This is a genomic window from Methylobacterium segetis (assembly GCF_004348265.1).
Taxonomy (GTDB): Bacteria; Pseudomonadota; Alphaproteobacteria; order Rhizobiales; family Beijerinckiaceae; genus Methylobacterium; species Methylobacterium segetis.
Genome location: NZ_SMNT01000008.1, coordinates 41,839 through 61,784 on the forward strand (window position 1 = coordinate 41,839; position 19,946 = coordinate 61,784).

The following is a 19,946-nucleotide window of genomic DNA, read 5'->3' on the forward strand; positions in this document are numbered from 1 at the left end:
TCATGCGCGCGGTGCCAGCCAGGGGCGCACGCGCATCGTTCAAACGTAAGGACATCCGCCTAAAGAAACAGTCACCTGCGCGCTTCTGCCGAGCCGACTGGCCAGAATCGCGATGCAAACACGCGGCCGCCCCGCGATCAAGCCGGTCTATCAACGCCCCACCCCTCCGTTTCGACGCATGGAGGGCGGGGTGTGGCCGGGGCGCATCGGAGCTACCCCGGCCGGACGCCTCAGGCCGCCGCCGGCTCGGGCCGCTTCTGGATGACCTCGTCGATGAGGCCGAACTCCTTGGCAGCGTCCGCGGTCATGAAATTGTCGCGCTCGAGCGCCTGGTGGATCGTGTCGTAGTCGCGGCCCGTGTGCTTCACGTAGATCTCGTTGAGGCGCTTCTTGAGGGCCTCGATCTCGCGCGCGTGGATCAGGATGTCGGTGGCCTGGCCCTGGAAGCCGCCGGAGGGCTGGTGGACCATGATGCGGGCATTGGGCAGCGCGAAGCGATGGCCGGGCTCGCCGGCCGTCAGCAGCAGCGAGCCCATCGAGGCGGCCTGGCCGACGCAGAGCGTCGTCACCGGGCAGCGGATGAACTGCATCGTGTCGTAGATCGACAGGCCCGAGGTCACCACGCCGCCGGGCGAGTTGATGTAGAAGGAGATTTCCTTCTTCGGGTTCTCGGCCTCGAGGAACAGGAGCTGCGCGACGATGAGCGACGCGCCGTAATCCTCGACCGGGCCGGTGAGGAAGATGATCCGCTCGCGTAGCAGGCGCGAGTAGATGTCGAAGGCGCGCTCGCCGCGGCTCGACTGCTCGACCACCATGGGCACGAGCGCGCTGTTATAATAATCGACCGGATCTCTCATCATCGTGCCCCAGGGCTTCAAGGGGCCCGGCCGAGCGAATCAGGCTTGGCCGGGCGAAATTCAGCGAACACCGGCGGCGCTTAACGCCGCCTCACCGGTGGCCGCCGTCCCTTGAAGGAGAGGCGGCTCACTCGGCCTTCTGGTCGGTGGCCGGCTTCTCGTCGGCCTCGGGCTCACCGTCCTCGTCGGAGAACAGCGCCTCTTTCGAGACGGGCTCCTCGACCAGTTTGACCTGCGCGAGGACGTGGTCAACCACCTTCTCCTCGAACAGCGGCGCCCGGAGCTCGGCGAGCGCCTGCGCGTTCTTGCGGTAGAAGTCCCAGACCTGCTGCTCCTGGCCCGGGAACTGCCGGACCCGGGCGATGAGGGCCTGGTTCACCTCCTCGTCGGAGACCTTGATATCGGCGCTCTCGCCGACCTGCGCAAGCACCAGCCCGAGGCGAACGCGGCGCTCGGCGATCTTGCGGTACTCGGCCTGCGCCTTCTCCTCCGTGGTGTCCTCGTCCGCGAAGGTCTTGCCGCGGGTCTTCAGGTCCTGCTCGACCTGCGCCCAGACGGAAGCGAACTCCTGGTGGACGAGGCTCGGGGGCAGGTCGAAGGCGTACTTGCCGTCCAGCGCGTCGAGGAGCTCCTTCTTGAGCTTGCGGCGCGAGGCCGCCTCGTAGTCGCCGCCGATCGCGGTGGAGACGGCCTCGCGCAGCTTCTCCAGCGATTCGAGGCCGAGGCCCTTGGCGAACTCGTCGTCGACCTTGGCCTCGCCGGGCGCCTGGATCTTCTGCACCGTCACGTCGAACTCGGCATCCTTGCCGGCGAGCTGCTCGGCGCCGTAGGCCTCCGGGAAGGTCGTCTTGACGAGGCGGCTCTCGCCGACCTTGGCGCCGACGAGCTGGTCCTCGAAGCCCGGGATGAAGCTGCCCGAGCCGAGCTCGAGGTCGATGCCTTCGCCCTTGCCGCCCTCGAACTCGGTGCCGTCGATGCGGCCCACGAAGTCGATGGTGACGCGGTCGCCGTTCTGGGCCTCGGCGCCCTCCTCCTTCTCGGCGAAGGGCCGGTTCTGGCCGGCCATGCGCTGCAGGGCCTCGTCGATCTCGGCATCCGAGGGCTTGGCCACGAGCTTCTTGAGGCTCACATCCGAGAGGTCGGCGAGCTCGAAGCTCGGCAGCACCTCGACCGCGACCTTGAAGGCGAGGTCGGCCTTGGCGTCGAGGGCCTTGTCGACCACCGCCTTGTCCTCGGGGAACTCGACGCGGGGCTCGAGCGCGAGCTTCAGGCCGTTATCCGCGACGATCTTCTGGTTGGCCTCGTTGACGGCGTTCTGCAGCACGTCGGCCATCACGGAGCGGCCGTAGACCTTGCGCAGGTGCGCCACCGGCACCTTGCCGGGCCGGAAGCCCTTGAGCTGCACCTTGTCCTTGAGGCCGGAGAGCTCGTTCGTCAGGCGATCCTCGAGCTCCTGGGCGGCGAGGAGCACCTGAAACTCGCGCTTCAGCCCCTCGGAGTGTGTCTCGGTCACCTGCATCGTCGTGTTTCCGCTCTCAAGTCCGTGTCGTCAAAAACTGCGAAGGCCCGCGCGGACCGGCCTCGCGGCGGTCCCGTGGGCCGGTGCGGGGAAGCGCGGTTGGGCCGGCCCGAAGGCCGATCGCCGGCCGGCTCAGAGCGGCTGGGCGGGCCGGCCTTCCGATGGGGGAGCCATTCCGTTCCCGTCGGCGGCACTGGTGCGGGCGGAGGGGCTCGAACCCCCACGTCTTGCGACACTGGAACCTAAATCCAGCGCGTCTACCAGTTCCGCCACGCCCGCGAGCGCCGTCACCCGGCGCGCTTCCGGCCGCCGGAGGGCGGCTCTATAGCATGCGGGGCCGGGGCCGCAGCAAAAAACTTCAGCCCCTCCGGGGGCGCAGGCGCGGCGAGGCACGGCGAGGCACGGGCAGTAGCCTCGGCCGGGTGGCGCCGCTACAAGCGGCCGTCCGCCCGCGCCCTCCCACCAGCCCCCCGATCCGCCCGAGGAGCCATGCCGCAAGACGATTTCGCGCCCGAAGCCGCCCCCGCCTCGGCCGCCGATTCGCCCGGCCGCCCCTCGCGCCGCTCCCTCCTCGGCGGCGCCGCCCTCCTCGGCCTGATGCCCGGGGCCGCGGCGGCGCAGGGCTCGAAGCCCGATTCCGCGCCTGCCGGCCCGCAGCCCGAAGCGCGGCCGCTGCCGGCGGAGGCGGCGAAGGTCCGCCTGCGCCCGGAGCCCGCGCCCGAGACGCAGGTCTGGTGCCTCGACGGCAAGGGCGTGCCGCCGGCGCTGCGGGTGAAGCTCGGCGAGACGGTCCGGCTCAAGGTCGAGAACCGGACCGAGCGCCCGCTCTCGCTGCACTGGCACGGCGTGCGCAACCAGAACCCGATGGACGGCGTCGGCGGCGTGACGCAGCCGCCGATCCAGCCGGGGGCGAGCTTCACCTACGTCTTCACGCCGCCCGATGCCGGCACCTTCCTGATCCGCCCCCTCGTCGTCGGCGGCTCGAGCGAGCCGTCCGGCCGCGGGATCGCGGGCTTCCTCGTCGTCGAGGAGAAGGCCCCGCCCGCCGTCGAGCGCGACCTCCCGCTCCTGATGCAGGACTGGCGCCTGCAGGACGATGCGAGCCTCCTGCCCTTCGGCCAGACCCTGTTCGCGGCCTCGAACGGGCGGCTCGGCAACATGATCGCGATCAACGGCCGACCGGTCCCGGAGGTGATCGCTGCGCGCCCCGGATCGCGCCTGCGCCTGCGCCTCGGCAATGCCTGCAACGCCCGGGCGACCCGCATCCGCTTCGACGGGGTGAAGGTCTACGTCGCGGCCGTGGACGGGCAGCCGACCGACACGTTCGAGCCCCTGCGCGCCACCCTCCCCGTCCCGCCCGGCACCCGCTACGACCTCCTCCTCGACATGCCCGGGGAAGCAGGGGCCAAGGGCAGCGTCACGGCCCTCGTCGGCGGCGGCCTCGTCCTCGCGAACCTCGTCGCGGAGGGAGAGCCGGTCACCGACAAGCGCCCGCCCATCGCGCCGATCGGCGACAACAAGCTCCTGCCCGCCGAGGTCAAGCTGCAGAACGCGGTGCGCCGCGACATCACGATCACGGGGGGCGCCACCCTCGACAAGGAGAAGCCGGACGCCGAGCCCGTCTTCAAGGGCGACCCGGCCCGGATCTGGGCCGTCAACGGCGCCAACGGCATGGCCGGCGTCGCGCCGCTCTTCTCGGTCAAGCGCGGCCAGGTGGTTGTGCTGGCGATCAAGAACGACACGGCCTTCCCGCAGGCGCTGCACCTGCACGGCCACGCCTTCCGCCTGCTCCACCCCCTCGACGACGGCTGGGAGCCCTACTGGCTCGACACGTTCCAGCTCCTCGAGGGCCGCACCGCCCGCATCGCCTTCCTCGCCGACAACCCGGGCCGCTGGCTGCTCAGCTCGACGGTCCTGGAGCGCTTCGACACCGGGCTCTGGACCTCGTTCGAGGTCACCTGAGCCGGGCTTCCAAAGCCCCGAGCACCCGCGGCATCCCTTCGGGCAGGTCCTCCGCGATCAGGCCCGGGCCGTGGCGGCACCCGGCATCCCCGTGGATCCAGACTCCGGCCGACGCGGCCTCGAAGGGCGGCATGCCCTGCGCCAGGAGGCCGGCGATCAGCCCGGCGAGCACGTCGCCCGAGCCCGCCGTGCCGAGATGCGGCGTGCCGTGGTCGTTGATGGCGGCGCGCCCGTCGGGATCCGCGATCACCGTGTCGGCGCCCTTGAGCACGACGACGGCGCCCGAGAGGGCCGCCGCCCGTCGGGCGCGCTCCACCTTGCCGAGCCCCTCCTCCACCGCGTGCGTGCCGCCGAAGAGCCGTGCGAACTCGCCGGCATGGGGCGTCAGGACGGCCGTCGCGCCGCCCTCGGCGAGGTGGCGGGCCAGCGCCGCCGCCTCGCCCTTGAAGCTCGTCAGCGCGTCGGCATCGAGGACGAGGGCGCGGCCGGCCGAGGCGGCCACCGCGACGAGGTCGCGGGTGGGCTGGCCCATGCCGAGGCCGGGTCCGGCGAGCACCACGTTGAGGCGCTCGTCCACGAGGAGGTCGTCGAGATCGTCCGCGCTCTCGCAGGCGCGCAGCATGATCGCGGTGAGGTGGGCCGCGTTCTCGGCAAGCGCCGACGCGGGCGAGGCCAGGGTGACGAGGCCGGCCCCGACTCGCAGCGCCCCGCGCGCGGCGAGGCGCGCCGCCCCCGTGCGATAGGCCGGCCCCGACAGGACGAGGGCGTGACCCCGCGTGTACTTGTGGCTCTCCGCTTCGTGGCGCGGGAAGGCCGCGCCCCAGAGGTCCGGCCCGTTGGCGTGGAGAGGCGGCTCGCAGGCCGCGAACCCCTCGGCCAGGGCCGCCGCGCCCGTCCCGATCTCGGCGACGTGGAGCACCCCGCAATGGGCACGGCCCGGCAGGAGCAGGTGCCCGGGCTTCAGGGCGACGAAGGTGACGGTCTCGCGAGCGCGGATCGCGGCGCCGCGCACCGCGCCTGTATTCCCGTCGATGCCGCTCGGCACGTCCACCGCGAGCACCGGCCGGCCCGCCGCGTTCACGCGCTCCACGAGGCCACGGGCCTCGCCGTCGAGATCGCGCGAGAGCCCGGCGCCGAAGAGCGCGTCGATCACGAGACCGAACCGGGCGAGATCGTCCCCGCCGATGCCTTCGGTCAGGTCTCCCCGCCATTCGGCGGCCGCGAGCGCCGCGTCGCCCGAGAGCGCGGCGCGCTGCCCGAGCAGGCGGATCTCGACCGGGTGTCCCGCCTCCGCGAGGATGCGTGCCGCGACGAAGCCGTCGCCGCCGTTGTTGCCCGGCCCGCAGAGCACGAGGACCGAGCCGCCCTCCGGCAGGAGGGAGCGGGCGCGCTCCGCCACTGCGGCGCCGGCCGCGCGCATCAGCGCGATGCCGGGCGTGCCCGCAGCGATCGCCGCGGCATCGACCCGCCGCATCGCCTCAACCGTGAGCAGCCGTCCCCGTCCCATCGCCGCCTCCGTCGAACTGCCCGAAGGCCGGACATGCCCTGCCCCGATTAAGACTCCCTGACCGGAAAATGCCTAAACGATGTGCAGATGATGCACATTGACGAGGCAGTTTCGGCGTCTTCCCCGAGAAATCGGCGTGGCGGAGCCCGGACCGGGATGTTAGAAAACGGCTCAGTGCAGCACAGGTCAGGCCCGTTCGGCATGAAGAAGATCGAAGCGATCATCAAGCCCTTCAAGCTCGACGAGGTGAAGGAGGCTCTCCAGGAGGTCGGCCTTCAGGGCATCACCGTGATCGAGGCGAAGGGTTTCGGCCGTCAGAAGGGCCACACCGAACTCTACCGCGGGGCGGACTACGTGGTCGACTTCCTGCCCAAGGTGAAGCTGGAGATCGTGCTCGCCGACGCTATGGTCGAGGGCGCCGTCGAGGCGATCCGCAAGTCGGCCCAGACCGGCCGCATCGGCGACGGCAAGATCTTCGTGTCCACCATCGAAGAGGCGATCCGCATCCGCACCGGCGAGACGGGCGCCGACGCCATCTAGCGCCGGACCGGGCGGCCGCTGTACTCCCAAGAGCCTGACGGAATCAAAAGAACCGCGGCCTGTACTCGGTCCGCGGAACAACCACGGCTACGTGCCGCCAGATGAGGAGAACACCCGGGATGGCAAAGACAGCGACCGAAGTCCTGAAGGAGATCAAGGACAACGACGTCAAGTACGTCGATTTCCGCTTCACCGACCCGCGCGGCAAGTGGCAGCACGTCACCTTCGACGTCTCCCTCGTCGACGAGGAGATCTTCTCCGAGGGCACGATGTTCGACGGCTCCTCGATCGCCGGCTGGAAGGCGATCAACGAGTCCGACATGCTGCTGATGCCCGATCCCGCCACCGCCTGCATGGACCCGTTCTTCTCGGCCTCGACCATGTCGATCGTCTGCGACGTGCTCGAGCCCTCGACGGGCGCTCCCTAGTCCCGCGACCCGCGCGGCACGGCCAAGCTCGCCGAGGCGTTCCTGAAGTCGTCCGGCATCGGCGACACGATCTATGTCGGTCCGGAAGCCGAGTTCTTCGTGTTCGACGACGTGAAGTTCGCCGCCGACCCCTACCAGACCGGCTTCAAGCTCGACTCGACGGAACTGCCGATCAACGGCTTCACCGAGTACGAGGGCGGCAATCTCGGCCACCGCGTGCAGATGAAGGGCGGCTACTTCCCCGTGCCGCCGCAGGATTCGGCGCAGGACATGCGCGGCGAGATGCTGGCCGCCATGCAGTCGATGGGCGTCAAGGTCGAGAAGCACCACCACGAGGTGGCGAGCGCCCAGCACGAGCTCGGCATGAAGTTCGATACGCTGACGCTGCTCGCCGACCACATGCAGATCTACAAGTACTGCATCCACAACGTGGCGCAGAGCTACGGCAAGACCGCGACCTTCATGCCGAAGCCCGTCTACGGCGACAACGGCTCGGGCATGCACGTGCACCAGTCGATCTGGAAGAACGGCAAGCCGCTCTTCGCGGGCGACAAATACGCCGATCTCTCCCAGGAATGCCTCTGGTACATCGGCGGCATCATCAAGCACGCCAAGGCGCTCAACGCCTTCACCAACCCGTCCACGAACTCCTACAAGCGCCTCGTGCCGGGCTACGAGGCGCCCGTGCTGCTGGCCTACTCGGCCCGCAACCGCTCCGCCTCCTGCCGCATCCCGTGGACGACCTCGCCGAAGGCCAAGCGCGTCGAGGTCCGCTTCCCCGACCCGATGGCGAACCCCTACCTCGCCTTCGCGGCCCTGCTGATGGCCGGCCTCGACGGCATCATCAACAAGATCGATCCGGGCCCGGCCATGGACAAGGATCTCTACGACCTGCCCCCGCGCGAGTTGAAGAAGATCCCGACCGTCTGCGGCTCGCTGCGTGAGGCCCTGCAGAACCTCGACAAGGACCGCGCCTTCCTCAAGGCCGGCAACGTCTTCACGGACGATCAGATCGACTCCTTCATCGAGCTGAAGATGACCGAGGTGCTGCGCTACGAGATGACCCCGCACCCGATCGAGTTCGTGCAGTACTACTCGCTCTGAGGCGAGGCCGGGCCGCGATCCGCGGCCCGGCGCCTTGCAGATCAGGAAGCCCGGCGCCGGGGACTCTCACGAGTCTCCGGCGCCGCGCGCTCTAGGAATAGTTACTCTATTCCGGATTGATCATCGGTGTCTCGTCCCATATTCTGCGATGGTTCGAGCGGCCGTCGATGAGGCGAGGCCGCGTTCGCACCAATATTGGGAGCGGGAGCGGTGCGGCCATCACGATCGCGTCGTCGCAGGATGGCGGATGCTTTCGGCGTGCTGATCGTTGCCGCGCTCGCTGCGGCCTGCTCCGCGGTGACCGGTATGACCTACCTCGTCGCCAGCGCCGGTCATCCACCTGACCAGATCAGGGTTGCGGCTCCGGACGGCACCGAACTGACGCTGTTCAGCGTGCGCCTCGGATCGGCGCCGCCCTCCGCCACGACCGGACGCATGCTGTTCATCGGCGGCTCGGGCTGCACGAGCCTCTAGCACTTCCTCGGCCCCTACCTCTCCGGCATCGAGACATCCTACACGGTCTATGCCGTCCAGAAGCCCGGCGTGGCGGACAGCGACCTCGGCCTCCTGTGCTCGGATGCCTTTCATCGCGCCTCGACGGCTCCAGCCATCCTGGCCCGCAACCGAACCGCCCTCGCATGGCTGAAGCAGGGAGCACAGGCGGGGCCGGTCACGCTCTTCGGCGTGTCCGAGGGCGGTGGCATCGCCGTAGCGCTCGCGGCGGAGGTCGGCGCGAAGACCGTTGATCGGGTGGTGGTGGTCGGCAGCGGCGGAATGCCCCTGCGCGAGAGCCTGCGCCTACTCGCCCGGCGGGGCACCCTCCCCATCGACGTCGAGGCCGCCTTCGCCGAGGTCGCGGCCGATCCCGCGTCGATCAGCAGGACGGTGTTCGGGCACAGCCACGCCTACTGGTCATCGTTCCTCGACGTCGATCCGCTTCCCCTCTACAGGCGGGCGCGGATGCCGATCCTGGTGCTGTTCGGCGCGGAGGACGAGAGCGTTCCGGTCGAATCCGCGCGACACCTGCAGGAGGCGATGGCTGCGGAGGGGCGGAACGACGTGTCCGTGCTCATCGTGCCCGGAGCCGACCACGCGCTGCGGCGTGGGGGGCACGATCTCAAGCCACAGCTTCTGTGGCAGGTCGGCCGCTGGCTGAAAGGAGGATCCGCACCGGACGGGTCGAGACGCTTATAGACCCTCGGATGCGTCTCCTTATATCCGCGAGAATACGGCGCTGGCGTCTACATCGTTCGCGATGCACAATCTTCGCGTGTTTACCGCGCGCAAGCTGCATATATTACAACGATGGACCTTGATAAAGTGAAGGTTACTTCGTAATTCAATAGATTTTCTTTGTATTTTTCCAAGATATCAATATTTTTGCTGATACAGAAGAGGGAATGCATGATTTTATATTGAGACACCTTGATAAAGACGAACGAGAACGACTGCGCGTTTTCTTGACAGCAGCAACACAAAGCAGCGTCTCGGACGCAGAACTTGGCCAGCTTTGGCACAATTCGGAATCCGATCTCGATTTTGGCGGCGGAGCGGGTGTCCGCATCATGTTCCAGCACGTGCTCGAACGCTTGTCCTGGGGCGGGCCGCATTGCCCGGCACCCGACCGCGCGCCATGATGCCGCTTGGCTCCCGAATCCAGCGAGGCCGCGATGTCCCTCCTCTGCCCCGTGATCCTCGGCTCGGTCCGCTCGGACCGGCAGGGCATCCGCGCCGCCCGCTTCGTCACCCGGGCGCTGGAGGCGCGGGGGCACGAGGCGCCCCTCGTCGACCCGGCCGAGCTGAAGCTGCCGCTCCTCGACCGGATGTACAAGGAATACCCGAAGGGCGAGGCGCCGAAGGTGTTGGAGGATCTGGCGGGGCTCCTGCGGCGGGCCGACGCCTTCGTGATCGTCTCGGCCGAGTACAACCACTCGATCCCGCCTGCCCTCTCGAACACCCTCGACCACTTCCTCGAGGAGTATTTCTGGCGCCCCTCGGCGATCTGCTGCTACTCGGCCGGCGGCTTCGGCGGCGTGCGCGCCGCGATGCAGCTTCGGGCGATGCTCTCCGAGCTCGGCGCCCCGAGCATCCCCTCGCTGCTGCCGATCCCGCAGATCCACAAGGCCCTCGACGAGGAGGGCAGGCCCGCCGAGGAACGGCTCGCCCGCAATGCCGGCAAGGTCCTCGACGAGTTGACGTGGTACGCCGAGGCCCTGCGCGCGCGGCGTGAGGCGGGCACGCCCTACTGAGCCCCGCGCCGCTTGGCACCACCCTTGCCCCGGCGGCAGCGCAACAACGGGCAGTGACGAGCACATGATGGGTCAGGACGGGACGGGACGGACGGTTCGCACGCTTCTGGCGAACCTCGTGAAGGCGGCCCTCATGTCGGAGGACCGCGCGAGCCTCCTCTGGCGCGAGGAGGCGGCGCAGGCGCTGGCGAGCCTGCGGGCGGAGCCGGCGGGCCTCGCCGCGTTGAAGATCGACGGGCTCTGGAGCCTCGCCGTGCAGGAGGCCGAGGCGCCGGACCTGCGCCCGGGCGAGGGGCGGGTCTCGTTCACCCTCCCCGTTCAGAGCCCGTTGTCTCTGGACGAGCTGGCAGCCCCCGGCTTCGACATCGACGAGGGCGTGGAGCGCATCCGGAAATCCGCTGCGACGGGCTGACGGCGCGGCCTGTTGAGGACGCGCGACCGGGCGTTGTCGGGACCCGCGCGTCACACCATGTTGGGGGGACCGGGCGAAACGCCCCTCCCCCCTCAGGACGCCGCCCCCGCAGGGGGCGCCGCCGCGAGCCCGCTTCTTGGCCAGACGTACCGATCCTCAGACGGGGCCCGCCCCGCTTCCCACCCGCGAGCAGATCCTCGCCTTCATCGAAACATCGGCGGTCAAGGTCGGAAAGCGCGAGATCGCGCTGGCCTTCAACCTGAAGGGGCAGGACCGGGTCGCCCTGCGCAAATTGCTGCGCGCGATCGAGGAGGAGGGCGCGATCGAGCGCGGGCGCGGCGGCCTGGCTCCGGCCGGACGCCTGCCGCCGGTGGTGCTCGCCGACATCCGCTCGCGCGACCGCGACGGCGAGTTCCTGGCGGTGCCCGCCAACTGGGAATCCGGGACCGGCAAGCCGCCGACGATCGTGCTGACGGCGCCCCGCGGCGGCCGGAAGCCGAACCGGCCGATGCCGGGCATCGGCGACCGCGCCCTGATTCGCGTCGAGCCGGAGCCGGGCGCGCCGGGGCGCTACACCGGCCGCGTCATCAAGGTGGTCGGCAAGAACAAGGCCGAGATCGTCGGCGTCTTCCGCGCCGGCGCGCAGGGCGGCCGCGTCGAGCCCGTCGAGAAGCGCGCGCAGGGGCGCGAGATCCTGATCCCGCCCGGCGAAGAGGGCGAGGCCCGCGACGGCGATCTCGTCAGCGCCACCGTCGAGCGCGAGACCCGCTTCGGCCCGCCCCGCGGCCGGGTGCGCGAGCGCCTGGGCTCGCTGGGCTCCGAGAAGGCGGTGAGCCTCATCGCGCTTCACCTGCACAACATTCCCCACGTCTTCGCGGCCGAGACCCTGGCCGAGGCCGACGCGGTCGAGCCCGCGTCGCTCAAGGGCCGCGAGGATTGGCGGGACCTGCCCCTCCTCACCATCGATCCGCCGGACGCGAAGGACCACGACGACGCCGTGTTCGCGGAAGCCGACCCCGATCCCGGCAATCCGGGCGGCTTCCGCATCACGGTCGCGATCGCGGACGTCGCGGCCTATGTCCGGCCCGGCAGCGCCCTCGACCGCGAGGCGCTCCTGCGCGGCAACTCGGTCTACTTCCCCGACCGGGTCGTGCCGATGCTGCCCGAGCGCATCTCGAACGACCTCTGCTCGCTCCGCGAGGGGGAGGAACGGCCGGCGCTCGCCGTGCGCCTCGTCATCGACGCGGACGGGGCGAAGCGGGGCCACAGCTTCCACCGCATCCTGATGCGCTCGCGCGCCAAGCTCGCCTACGCGCAGGCCCAGGCCGCGATCGACGGCTACCCGGACGAGCGCACGGGCCCGATCCTCGACGGGATCCTGCGCCCGCTCTGGGCGGCTTACGCGGCGCTGAGGACGGCGCGCGACAAGCGCGGACCGCTCGCCCTCGATCTGCCCGAGCGCAAGGTGCTGCTGACGCCGGAGGGCGCGGTCGACCGGGTGATCGTGCCCGAGCGCCTCGACGCCCACCGGCTGATCGAGGAATTCATGATCCAGGCGAACGTCGCCGCGGCCGAGACGCTGGAGAGCGCGCGCCAGCCCCTCGTCTACCGCGTCCACGACGAGCCGGCGCTCGAGAAGATGCGCGCGCTCGGCGAGGTCCTGGCCTCGGTCGGCATCAAGCTCCCGAAGGAGGGTGCGCTGCGCCCGGCCCTGTTCAACCGTATCCTCGGCGCGGTGGCCGAGACCGAGCACGCGACCTTCATCAACGAGGTGGTGCTCAGGAGCCAGGCCCAGGCCGTCTACGCGGCGGAGAATCTGGGTCATTTCGGGCTGAACCTGCGCCGCTACGCGCATTTCACCTCGCCGATCCGGCGCTACGCCGATCTCATCGTCCACCGCGCCCTGATCACGGCCTGCCGGCTGGGCAAGGACGGGATCTCGCCGGACGTGTCGGTCGGGGAACTCAACCAGATCGGCGAGCAGATCTCGGCGGCCGAGCGCCGCGCCATGGCCGCCGAGCGCGAGACGATCGACCGGCTCATCGCGCACCATCTCGCCGCGCATGTCGGCGCCACCTTCGCCGGACAGATCGCGGGCGTGACCCGCGCCGGCCTGTTCGTGAAGCTCGACGAGACGGGGGCCGACGGCTTCGTGCCGGTCTCGACCATCGGGGCCGACTATTACCGTCACGAGGAGGCCCGCCACGCCCTCGTCGGCGAGCGTAGCGGCGAGACCTACCGCCTCGGGGACCGCGTCGAGGTGAAGCTCGTGGAAGCCGCGGCCGTGGCCGGCGCGCTGCGCTTCGAGCTGCTCTCGGAGGGGCGCAGCGCGGGCCGCGGCGGCGCCAAGGGCCCGATGCGCGGCCGCAAGCCGGGCCCGCGGGGGCGCCCCGCCGGCATCAAGACGGGCGGGACGCGGCACCGTGGCTCGCGGCGCTGACATTTCGGACCCCGCTTCTCGGGGCCGCCTGCTGCAGGTGCGACGATCACCCTTCGGTGGTGGGAGCGAACCTGTGGTAGGGGTCCCGCACGAGGCCGGCCCGCACCAGCCCTCCGCCGGCTGAGGTTTTCAGAATGGATCACCCGCCTCCGCAGACATCCGCCTCACGCACCGGCCTGATCCGCTCGATGGCCCGCGGCTTTCTCGGCCGCTGCCCGCATTGCGGGGAGGGCCGGATCTTCGGCCGCTTCCTCAAGGTGCGGCCCGAATGCGAGCGGTGCGGCCTGGAACTGCACCACCACCGCGCCGACGACCTGCCGCCCTACGTCGTGATCTTCCTGGTCGCCCACGTCGTCGGCTACCTGATCCTGGAGCTGGAGATGGGCTACGACGTGCCCCTCTGGTTCCAGTTCACCTTCTGGCCGCTGGCGACGCTCGGGATGGCGCTCGCCCTGCTCCAGCCCGTCAAGGGCGCGGTCGTCGGGCTGCAATATGCCCTTGGCATGCACGGCTTCGCCAAGCTACCGAGCGCGGCCAGCGAGGGGCCGGAGGAGTCGCGTTTTGGACCAGCGGACGAACGAGCCCCCGACGCGCGAGCCGGACTCGGCCGGGCCTGAGCCCGCCCGCAAGGCGGCCGCGCTGCGCCCGCGCGACGCGGCCACGCTGATCGTCCTCGACCGGCGCGGGCGCGCGCCGAAGGTCCTGATGGGCCGGCGCAACCCCGGCCTCGTCTTCATGCCGGGCAAGTTCGTGTTTCCCGGAGGCCGCATCGAGGGGGGCGACCGGCACATGCCCGTCGCCGGCGCGCTCGGCGCCCGCGACGAGGCGGCGCTCGAGGCGCGCGTCACGCGGCCACCGCGCCATCTCGGGCGCGTGCTGGCGCTCGCCGCGATCCGGGAGACCTACGAGGAGACGGGCCTTCTCCTCGGCACCCGCGAATACGGGCCGCCGGAGCGGGTGCCCGAGGGAGCCTGGGAAGCCTTCGGCCGCCACGGCGTGATGCCGGATCTCGAGGCCCTCAACCTCGTCGCCCGCGCCATCACCCCGCCGGGACGCCCGCGCCGCTTCGACACCCGCTTCTTCGCCGTCGACCGGACGTCCGTGGCAGCGGAGGAGCCCGGCATCGTCGGCGAGGCGGCGGAGCTCGTCGAACTCGCCTGGGTACGCCTGACGGATGCGCGCAAGCTCGACCTGCCCTTCATCACCACCCTGATCCTCGACGAGCTCGAGGAGCAGCTGAAGCTCGATTTCGCGCCCCATCGGGCGATCCCCTTCCACACGATGCGTCACGGCAAGCGGGTGCGGACGCTGCTCTGAGGAGTCCGGAGCCATCCGGGCCGCTCCGGTCCCGCATCCCGCCCATCCGCCCCTCCCTCCGGATCGCCGCCTCCCGGGCGCGCCGACGACACGATGCTCGACAGACGTCCCAGCCTCGACGCCGACCGCACCCGCCTGACCGCCATCGGCGCGGCCATCACCTGCATCGCGGTGGTCGGGATCGGCCTCAGCCTGTCGATTCCCCTCCTCTCGATCGAGATGGAGCGGATGGGGGCGTCGAGCACGCTGATCGGCGTGAACACCGCGGTCGCGGGGCTCGCGAGCATCGTCGTGGTGCCCTTCGTGCCGCGGCTCGCCCGCTCTCTCGGCGTCCTGCGGCTCCTGATGATCGCGATCATCGTCGGTGCCGCGAGCCTCGTCGCCTTCCGGATCGTGCCCGACATCGCGTGGTGGTTCCCCTTGCGCTTCGTGTTCTCGGCGAGCCTGGGCATCCTGTTCGTGCTGTCCGAGTTCTGGATCAACGAGGCGGCCCCGCCCGCGCGGCGCGGGCTCGTGATGGGCGTCTACGCGACGGTGCTGGCGCTCGGCTTCGCGATCGGCCCGACGCTGCTCGCCTTTCTCGGCACGCAGGGGTTCCGGCCCTACCTCGCGGGGTCCGCCCTGTTCCTCGCCGGCCTCGTGCCCCTCCTCCTCGCCCGCCGCCTGTCGCCGCGCATCGACGAGACGCCGAGCCGGCGCCTCCTCGGCTACCTGCGCCTCGCCCCCGCCGCGACGCTCGCCGCCCTCGTCTACGGCGCGGTGGAGACGGGCGGCTTCGCGATCCTGCCCCTCTACGGCCTGCGCCTCGGCCTCGAGGCCGAGGCCGCGGCCGGCCTCGTCAGCGTGATCTCGCTCGGCAACGTGCTGTTCCAGATCCCCTTCGGCTGGCTCGCCGACCGGATGGACCGGCGCAAGGTCCTGCTGATCTCCGCCCTCGGCGGCGGCCTCGGGGCCGCGCTCATCCCGGCCGCCTCGGCGTCCGTCCCGGCGCTGATCGCGCTGCTCTTCGTCTGGGGCGGGATCGCCGGCACGCTCTACACGGTCGGCCTCGCCCATCTCGGGGCGAACGTCCGCGGCGCGGAGCTCGCGGGGGCCAACGCGGCCTTCGTCGTGCTCTACAATATCGGCCTGATGCTCGGCCCCCCGATCATCGGCGGCAGCATGGATCTCGTGCCGCCGCAGGGCTTCGCGTGGTCCCTCTGCGGCCTCTTCGCCGCCTACGCCCTGGTCGTGCTCTGGAGGCTGCGCCCGGCTGCCCCGCCTTGACGGACGGCGCCCGATCGGGCATGGACGCGCCGGTATTCGGCCGGGCTTCCCCGGCCCTTTTGCGTTTCGCTCTCATGCGGAATGCCGCAATCCACAGGAGCGCCGCGCCATGGCCAAGGCCGTCACCGTCAAGATCAAGCTCGTCTCCACCGCCGACACCGGCTACTTCTACGTCACGAAGAAGAACTCGCGCACGCAGACCGAGAAGCTCTCGATGAAGAAGTACGATCCCGTCGTGCGCAAGCACGTCGATTTCAAGGAAGCCAAGATCAAGTAACCCGCGCCCGCCCGGCGAGAGCCGGCACGCGAGACACGGGCCGCCCCGCAGCCGGGACGGCCCTTTTTCATGCGCCGGGCGCATGCCCTGCCGGGTCGCGCCGTCCCCGGCCCGGCGCCGCTCAGCCCTTCTTGCGCAGGGGCCGCACGAGGCAGCCCGCGCCCTCCGAGAAGCCGGTCGCCGCGCAGAACGCGCGCAGGTCCGGCTGGTCCGCCTCCGCCAGCAGCTGCAGCGTGGCGCAACCCGCCATCCGCGCCGCCTGCGAGGCCGCCTTCAGAAGTTGCCGGCCGATGCCGCGGCGGCGCTCCTCCGGCCCGACCAGAAGCATCGTCACCTGCGCGACGGGCGAGGCCTGCTTCAGGTCGGGATACCAGTGCAGCGCGACGATCCCGCTCGGCGGCCCCCATTCGAGGGCGAGAAGCGCCGTTCCGTGGCCGTAGCGCATCGCGTCGAGGCGCTCCGCCAGGGCGTGCGCGGGCACCGGGTGCCCGGATGCGCCCATCAATTCGGCGAGCCCGGCCGCGTCGGCCGCCGTCGCGGTGCGGATCTCCAATCCGTAGCGGTTCCCCAACAGCCCCTCCGATCAGCCGCCCGGTAGATAGGACAGGAACCGCGGCGGGCCCTCTCCGTTGGCGAACGGACAGGGAGTGAAACGATGGTCGATGTCTCGCAGATCAAGGAACACGCCGACGTGGTCGGGTCGGACGGCGCCCATGTCGGAACGGTCGACCATGTCGAGCACGGCGAGATCAAGCTCACGCGGAAGGATCCGGATGCCGGCGGCCTGCACCATTTCATCCCGGTCGACTTCGTGCAGTCGATCGACGGCAACACCGTGCGCCTCGACCGGCCGGCCGACGAGGTCAAGCGCGAGTGGTCGACCTCGTGAGCGAGACCGAGCCGGTGCGACGCCGGCTCGGGATCCGGGGCGGTGAGGCCGCAGCGAGCGCGCGATCCTGGTCGGCGGGGCGACGGGGACCCGCAGCCCCGAACCCCGCGCAGAGATACCCGGATGCGCGCGGTGGTCATCAAGTGATCATTTCGTGTCGTCAGCCCATTCAAAGTACGACTTAAAGTAGAGCTCTGGACGAAAATTGCGGCACTGCGCGCCTTTTTCGCGCCTGATCTGCACAGGCCGTTAGCGCCGCTGCCCCATCATCGGGGCCTGCGCCGCGGATGCCGCGGCTGGCCAAGTGGCCGGCACGGCATGAGCTGCGGATCTTCTGCGCTTTCGGAGACGTACGGATGCTTTCCTTCGGTGCCGGACAGGCCCGTGCTCAACTCGCGGCGATCGATCGCTCGCATGCGGTGATCGAGTTCGATCCCGACGGCACGGTGCTGACGGCCAATTCCGCCTTCCTCGACGTGATGGGCTACACGCTCGCGGATCTGCGCGGCCGCCACCACAGCCTGTTCGTCGCGCCGGAGGAGCGCGACAGTGCGGGTTATCGCACCTTCTGGGAGGATCTGCGCCGGGGCGAGACCCGGAGCGCCGTCTTCCGGCGCTTCGCGAAGGGGCAGCGCGAGATCTGGATTCAGGCGAGCTACAACCCGATCCTCGACCGGAACGGACGGCCGGTCAGGATCGTGAAATTCGCGACGGACATCACGGAGCAGAAGCGGCGGGAGATCGACACGGCCGGCCAGATCTCCGCCCTGCAGCGCTCGCTCGCCGTCATCGCCTTCCGGCCCGACGGCACGGTGATCACCGCGAATGCGAATTTCCTCGCCGTGACCGGCTACGCGCTCGACGAGGTGCAGGACCGCCATCACCGCCTGTTCGTGGACGACGCCGAGGCGGGTTCCACCGGCTACGCCGCCTTCTGGCAGGCGCTCGCGCGCGGAGAGTATCAGGCCGCCGAGTACAGGCGGCTGGGCAAGGGCGGCCGCGAGATCTGGATCCAGGCCACCTACAACCCGATCACCGGTGCCGACAGCCGCGTGATCAAGGTCGTGAAGTTCGCCACCGACGTCACCGCCCAGGTCCGCGAGCGGCAGCGCCGCGCCGCGGCGCAGCAGGCGATCGACGCCGACCTGACCGGCATCGGCGAGGCCGTGCACGGCGTGATGCGCCGGACCGGGGACGCCTCCGGGCAAGCGCGGCAAATCTCCCGGGACCTCGCCGCTGTGGCCGCGGGCGCCGAGGAACTGGCGGCCTCGGTCGGCGAGATCGGTCAGCGGGTCGCGCACGCATCCGAGATCTCGGGACGGGCCGTGCAGGAGGCGGATCGCACCGGCCGCGTCGTGGCGGGCCTCACCGATCAGGCCGGTCGGATCACCGCGATCATTGCCCTGATCGAGGGAATCGCACGGCAGACCAACCTGCTGGCGCTCAACGCGACGATCGAGGCCGCGCGTGCCGGCAGTGTCGGCAAGGGCTTCGCCGTCGTCGCGCAGGAGGTCAAGCTGCTCGCGGATCAAACCGCGCGGGCGACGCATCAGATCGCCGAGCAGATCGAGGCGACGCAATCCGCGACGCAGGAGGCGGTGGCGGCGATCGGCTCCATCCAGGGTACGATCCGGACGCTCGACGACATCGCGGCCGCCATCGCCGCTTCCGTCGAGGAGCAATCCGCCGTGACCCGGGAGATGTCGGAGTCGATGCAGGCCGCCTCCAGGGGCGCGGGCAGCGTCGCGGAAGGTCTCGAGGCGATCGCGCGGGAGGCCGAGACCGTCGACCAGTCCACGCGCCGGGTCCGCGCCGCCTCGCAGGCCGCCCTCTGACGGGCATGGCGGTGAGCGGGGGCCATCGCGACGGTTGACGCACCCCAACAGCGCGTGAGCGTCGGGATCCGGCGCCTCGCGAGGGACCGGCGCAACCCTTCGCGGGCCTGTCGGTTAACTCAGGTTAATCGACGGGGTCCGCGATGGACGAGAAGCTGATCACGCTGAACAACGTCATCATCCAGGATTCCTCCGAGCGCTTGCTGGCGCAGCTCCGCGCGGAGGGCCTGCGCTACCGGATGTGGGTCACCGGCACCGCGCGGGGCAGCACCGTGCACATGCGCGTGCCCGGCCTGTGCCCCGAGATGAAGGCGCGCATCGTCGACGTGCTGGACGGTCGAGGCACGCAGCTCGACATCGAGGACGCGCAGATCGCCTGAGGCGCCCGGCGCCGTCACTTCGGGGTCGGCTTCTGCAGGGCGACGACCACGATGCCCACCGCGACGGCGAGGAGGACCATCGCCAGCCCGTAATGCTCGATCAGGCTCTGCATCGTCCCCTCCCCTCGCGGCCCGTGCCGGTGCAGACGATAGCGCCGGCCGCCGAGATTCCCCAGGGGCAGAAGCAGGCCCCGGCGAGGATGCGCCGGGGCCGGCCGCGTGCCATGTCTCCGGTCGGGCCGGCCGTTCGGATCCGCCGACGCGGCCGCGCGCGCCCCGCAAACCTGCCTCCGGAGCCAGCCAATGAAAGTCGCCGCAGACCTGTGCATCGTGCCGATGGGCGTGGGACCGTCGGTCTCCGCTTACGTGAAGGAAATCAAGGCCATCATCGAGGCGAGCGGGCTCGACGCCACGATGCATCCGAACGGCACGAACATCGAGGGCGAACTCGCCGAGATCTGCGCGCTCGCCGAGCGCTGCGAGGCGCGGCTGGCCGAGCTCGGCGTCCAGCGCACTTTCTTCACGCTGATCTTCTCGACCCGGCGGGACAAGGCGCAATCCATGGCGGACAAACTCGCGGCCGTATCCTGATCGGCCCTCGCCGCGCGCCCAACGCCGCCGATCTCGCTCGCTTGCCGACGTCACGAAGGTCTTCCTGATCGGCGTCGCCCGCCGCTTCGAGATCCGGATGAGCGATGCGACGATGACGGTCACGCTCGACGGGCGCCGCCTCGTGAGCTTCACCGACACGGAGCGGCCCTATCGCGAGGGCAGGGTCGACTTCTACACCGAGGACGCGAAGGTCGCCTTCGACAATGTCGAGGGCTCGGTGACCGACGATTTCGAGAGCGACGCGCCCCAGACGCTCGCCGACGGGTCGAGCGTCGGGACGCGCTGGGACACGGTCTGTCTCGGCTACGGCACGGGCGCCGTCACGAACCGGCTGGACTTCTGACCCGCGCCG

20 protein-coding genes, 1 tRNA gene and 1 pseudogene are annotated in these 19,946 nt (G+C 70.4%); 17 read left to right on the plus strand and 5 right to left on the minus strand.

Annotation, left to right across the window (positions count from 1 at the left end; translation table 11 throughout):
* Window positions 1-230: 230 nt before the first annotated feature.
* From E1J50_RS03615 to E1J50_RS03625, 3 genes are all read right to left on the minus strand, one after another.
* Complete coding sequence (locus E1J50_RS03615; RefSeq protein WP_109896380.1) at window positions 231-857, minus strand: ATP-dependent Clp protease proteolytic subunit; 627 nt, start codon at window positions 855-857, stop codon at window positions 231-233.
* A 127-nt stretch (window positions 858-984) separates the two neighbouring features.
* Window positions 985-2,376: a trigger factor gene (gene tig / locus E1J50_RS03620; RefSeq protein ID WP_132250496.1), complete on the minus strand. Its 1,392-nt coding sequence runs from the start codon at window positions 2,374-2,376 to the stop codon at window positions 985-987.
* A gap of 194 nt (window positions 2,377-2,570) precedes the next feature.
* A tRNA-Leu gene (locus E1J50_RS03625) sits at window positions 2,571-2,655 on the minus strand.
* A gap of 210 nt (window positions 2,656-2,865) precedes the next feature.
* Here E1J50_RS03625 and E1J50_RS03630 point away from each other — a divergent pair.
* On the plus strand, window positions 2,866-4,338 hold the full coding sequence (locus E1J50_RS03630; protein WP_132250498.1) for a multicopper oxidase family protein: 1,473 nt from the start codon (window positions 2,866-2,868) through the stop codon (window positions 4,336-4,338).
* On the opposite strand, the gene E1J50_RS03635 is transcribed toward E1J50_RS03630, so the two are convergent.
* A complete protein-coding gene (locus E1J50_RS03635) occupies window positions 4,331-5,845 on the minus strand; it encodes an NAD(P)H-hydrate dehydratase (RefSeq protein ID WP_132250500.1) in 1,515 nt (504 codons plus the stop codon). The genes E1J50_RS03630 and E1J50_RS03635 overlap by 8 nt on opposite strands.
* 201 nt (window positions 5,846-6,046) lie before the next feature.
* Here E1J50_RS03635 and E1J50_RS03640 point away from each other — a divergent pair, with 201 nt between their 5' ends.
* The 11 genes and pseudogenes from E1J50_RS03640 to rpmG all read left to right on the plus strand — a co-directional run bounded on the left by E1J50_RS03640 (window position 6,047) and on the right by rpmG (window position 15,878).
* On the plus strand, window positions 6,047-6,385 hold the full coding sequence (locus E1J50_RS03640) for a P-II family nitrogen regulator (protein WP_132250502.1): 339 nt from the start codon (window positions 6,047-6,049) through the stop codon (window positions 6,383-6,385).
* 119 nt (window positions 6,386-6,504) lie between these two features.
* Window positions 6,505-7,917, plus strand: a pseudogene (glnA, locus tag E1J50_RS03645) (type I glutamate--ammonia ligase).
* Window positions 7,918-8,157: 240 nt separating this feature from the next.
* A complete protein-coding gene (locus E1J50_RS03650) occupies window positions 8,158-8,391 on the plus strand; it encodes a hypothetical protein (RefSeq protein WP_132250504.1) in 234 nt (77 codons plus the stop codon).
* Between the two features lie 27 nt (window positions 8,392-8,418).
* Window positions 8,419-9,111, plus strand: coding sequence for an alpha/beta hydrolase family protein (locus E1J50_RS03655; protein WP_132250506.1), 693 nt, complete (start codon window positions 8,419-8,421; stop codon window positions 9,109-9,111).
* 476 nt (window positions 9,112-9,587) lie between these two features.
* On the plus strand, window positions 9,588-10,166 hold the full coding sequence (locus tag E1J50_RS03660; protein WP_132250508.1) for an NADPH-dependent FMN reductase: 579 nt from the start codon (window positions 9,588-9,590) through the stop codon (window positions 10,164-10,166).
* Between the two features lie 64 nt (window positions 10,167-10,230).
* A complete protein-coding gene (locus E1J50_RS03665; RefSeq protein WP_245516414.1) occupies window positions 10,231-10,578 on the plus strand; it encodes a hypothetical protein in 348 nt (115 codons plus the stop codon).
* Window positions 10,579-10,714: 136 nt separating this feature from the next.
* Window positions 10,715-13,018: a ribonuclease R gene (gene rnr, locus E1J50_RS03670; RefSeq protein ID WP_132250510.1), complete on the plus strand. Its 2,304-nt coding sequence runs from the start codon at window positions 10,715-10,717 to the stop codon at window positions 13,016-13,018.
* Window positions 13,019-13,152: 134 nt separating this feature from the next.
* On the plus strand, window positions 13,153-13,635 hold the full coding sequence (locus tag E1J50_RS03675) for a DUF983 domain-containing protein (RefSeq protein ID WP_132250512.1): 483 nt from the start codon (window positions 13,153-13,155) through the stop codon (window positions 13,633-13,635).
* Window positions 13,580-14,335 carry an NUDIX hydrolase gene (locus E1J50_RS03680; protein WP_132250514.1) on the plus strand — a complete coding sequence of 252 codons (756 nt, stop codon included), beginning with the start codon at window positions 13,580-13,582 and terminating at the stop codon, window positions 14,333-14,335. Before E1J50_RS03675 ends, E1J50_RS03680 begins: the two co-directional genes overlap by 56 nt.
* A 93-nt stretch (window positions 14,336-14,428) precedes the next feature.
* Complete coding sequence (locus tag E1J50_RS03685) at window positions 14,429-15,601, plus strand: MFS transporter (protein WP_132250516.1); 1,173 nt, start codon at window positions 14,429-14,431, stop codon at window positions 15,599-15,601.
* A 109-nt stretch (window positions 15,602-15,710) separates the two neighbouring features.
* Window positions 15,711-15,878 (plus strand): 50S ribosomal protein L33, encoded by a 168-nt coding sequence (gene rpmG / locus E1J50_RS03690; protein WP_132250518.1) that lies wholly within the window; start codon window positions 15,711-15,713, stop codon window positions 15,876-15,878.
* Window positions 15,879-15,999: 121 nt separating this feature from the next.
* Here rpmG and E1J50_RS03695 read toward each other — a convergent pair whose 3' ends face one another.
* A complete protein-coding gene (locus E1J50_RS03695) occupies window positions 16,000-16,449 on the minus strand; it encodes a GNAT family N-acetyltransferase (RefSeq protein ID WP_132250520.1) in 450 nt (149 codons plus the stop codon).
* 84 nt (window positions 16,450-16,533) lie between these two features.
* Between E1J50_RS03695 and E1J50_RS03700 the strand changes: the two genes are divergently transcribed.
* The 5 genes from E1J50_RS03700 (at window position 16,534) to E1J50_RS03720 (ending at window position 19,937) form a co-directional block, all read left to right on the plus strand.
* Window positions 16,534-16,767 (plus strand): DUF2171 domain-containing protein, encoded by a 234-nt coding sequence (locus E1J50_RS03700; RefSeq protein WP_132250522.1) that lies wholly within the window; start codon window positions 16,534-16,536, stop codon window positions 16,765-16,767.
* Window positions 16,768-17,123: 356 nt separating this feature from the next.
* The gene (locus E1J50_RS03705) at window positions 17,124-18,602 is read left to right on the plus strand and encodes a methyl-accepting chemotaxis protein (protein ID WP_132250524.1); all 1,479 of its coding nucleotides are present in this window, start codon (window positions 17,124-17,126) and stop codon (window positions 18,600-18,602) included.
* Between the two features lie 143 nt (window positions 18,603-18,745).
* Window positions 18,746-18,982: a hypothetical protein gene (locus E1J50_RS03710; protein ID WP_132250526.1), complete on the plus strand. Its 237-nt coding sequence runs from the start codon at window positions 18,746-18,748 to the stop codon at window positions 18,980-18,982.
* A gap of 303 nt (window positions 18,983-19,285) precedes the next feature.
* Complete coding sequence (locus tag E1J50_RS03715; RefSeq protein WP_132250528.1) at window positions 19,286-19,573, plus strand: MTH1187 family thiamine-binding protein; 288 nt, start codon at window positions 19,286-19,288, stop codon at window positions 19,571-19,573.
* A gap of 97 nt (window positions 19,574-19,670) precedes the next feature.
* Window positions 19,671-19,937: a hypothetical protein gene (locus tag E1J50_RS03720; RefSeq protein ID WP_132250530.1), complete on the plus strand. Its 267-nt coding sequence runs from the start codon at window positions 19,671-19,673 to the stop codon at window positions 19,935-19,937.
* Window positions 19,938-19,946: the final 9 nt, after the last annotated feature.

What these genes read in the sequence shown, in the direction of transcription:
- E1J50_RS03615 (WP_109896380.1), bottom strand. Translation starts at nt 857, where the DNA reads ATGAGAGATCCGGTCGATTATTATAACAGCGCGCTCGTGCCCATGGTG.
- tig (WP_132250496.1), bottom strand. Translation starts at nt 2,376, where the DNA reads ATGCAGGTGACCGAGACACACTCCGAGGGGCTGAAGCGCGAGTTTCAG.
- E1J50_RS03630 (WP_132250498.1), top strand. Translation starts at nt 2,866, where the DNA reads ATGCCGCAAGACGATTTCGCGCCCGAAGCCGCCCCCGCCTCGGCCGCC.
- E1J50_RS03635 (WP_132250500.1), bottom strand. Translation starts at nt 5,845, where the DNA reads ATGGGACGGGGACGGCTGCTCACGGTTGAGGCGATGCGGCGGGTCGAT.
- E1J50_RS03640 (WP_132250502.1), top strand. Translation starts at nt 6,047, where the DNA reads ATGAAGAAGATCGAAGCGATCATCAAGCCCTTCAAGCTCGACGAGGTG.
- E1J50_RS03650 (WP_132250504.1), top strand. Translation starts at nt 8,158, where the DNA reads ATGGCGGATGCTTTCGGCGTGCTGATCGTTGCCGCGCTCGCTGCGGCC.
- E1J50_RS03660 (WP_132250508.1), top strand. Translation starts at nt 9,588, where the DNA reads ATGTCCCTCCTCTGCCCCGTGATCCTCGGCTCGGTCCGCTCGGACCGG.
- E1J50_RS03665 (WP_245516414.1), top strand. Translation starts at nt 10,231, where the DNA reads ATGATGGGTCAGGACGGGACGGGACGGACGGTTCGCACGCTTCTGGCG.
- E1J50_RS03675 (WP_132250512.1), top strand. Translation starts at nt 13,153, where the DNA reads ATGGATCACCCGCCTCCGCAGACATCCGCCTCACGCACCGGCCTGATC.
- E1J50_RS03685 (WP_132250516.1), top strand. Translation starts at nt 14,429, where the DNA reads ATGCTCGACAGACGTCCCAGCCTCGACGCCGACCGCACCCGCCTGACC.
- rpmG (WP_132250518.1), top strand. Translation starts at nt 15,711, where the DNA reads ATGGCCAAGGCCGTCACCGTCAAGATCAAGCTCGTCTCCACCGCCGAC.
- E1J50_RS03700 (WP_132250522.1), top strand. Translation starts at nt 16,534, where the DNA reads ATGGTCGATGTCTCGCAGATCAAGGAACACGCCGACGTGGTCGGGTCG.
- E1J50_RS03705 (WP_132250524.1), top strand. Translation starts at nt 17,124, where the DNA reads ATGCTTTCCTTCGGTGCCGGACAGGCCCGTGCTCAACTCGCGGCGATC.
- E1J50_RS03710 (WP_132250526.1), top strand. Translation starts at nt 18,746, where the DNA reads ATGGACGAGAAGCTGATCACGCTGAACAACGTCATCATCCAGGATTCC.
- E1J50_RS03715 (WP_132250528.1), top strand. Translation starts at nt 19,286, where the DNA reads ATGAAAGTCGCCGCAGACCTGTGCATCGTGCCGATGGGCGTGGGACCG.
- E1J50_RS03720 (WP_132250530.1), top strand. Translation starts at nt 19,671, where the DNA reads ATGAGCGATGCGACGATGACGGTCACGCTCGACGGGCGCCGCCTCGTG.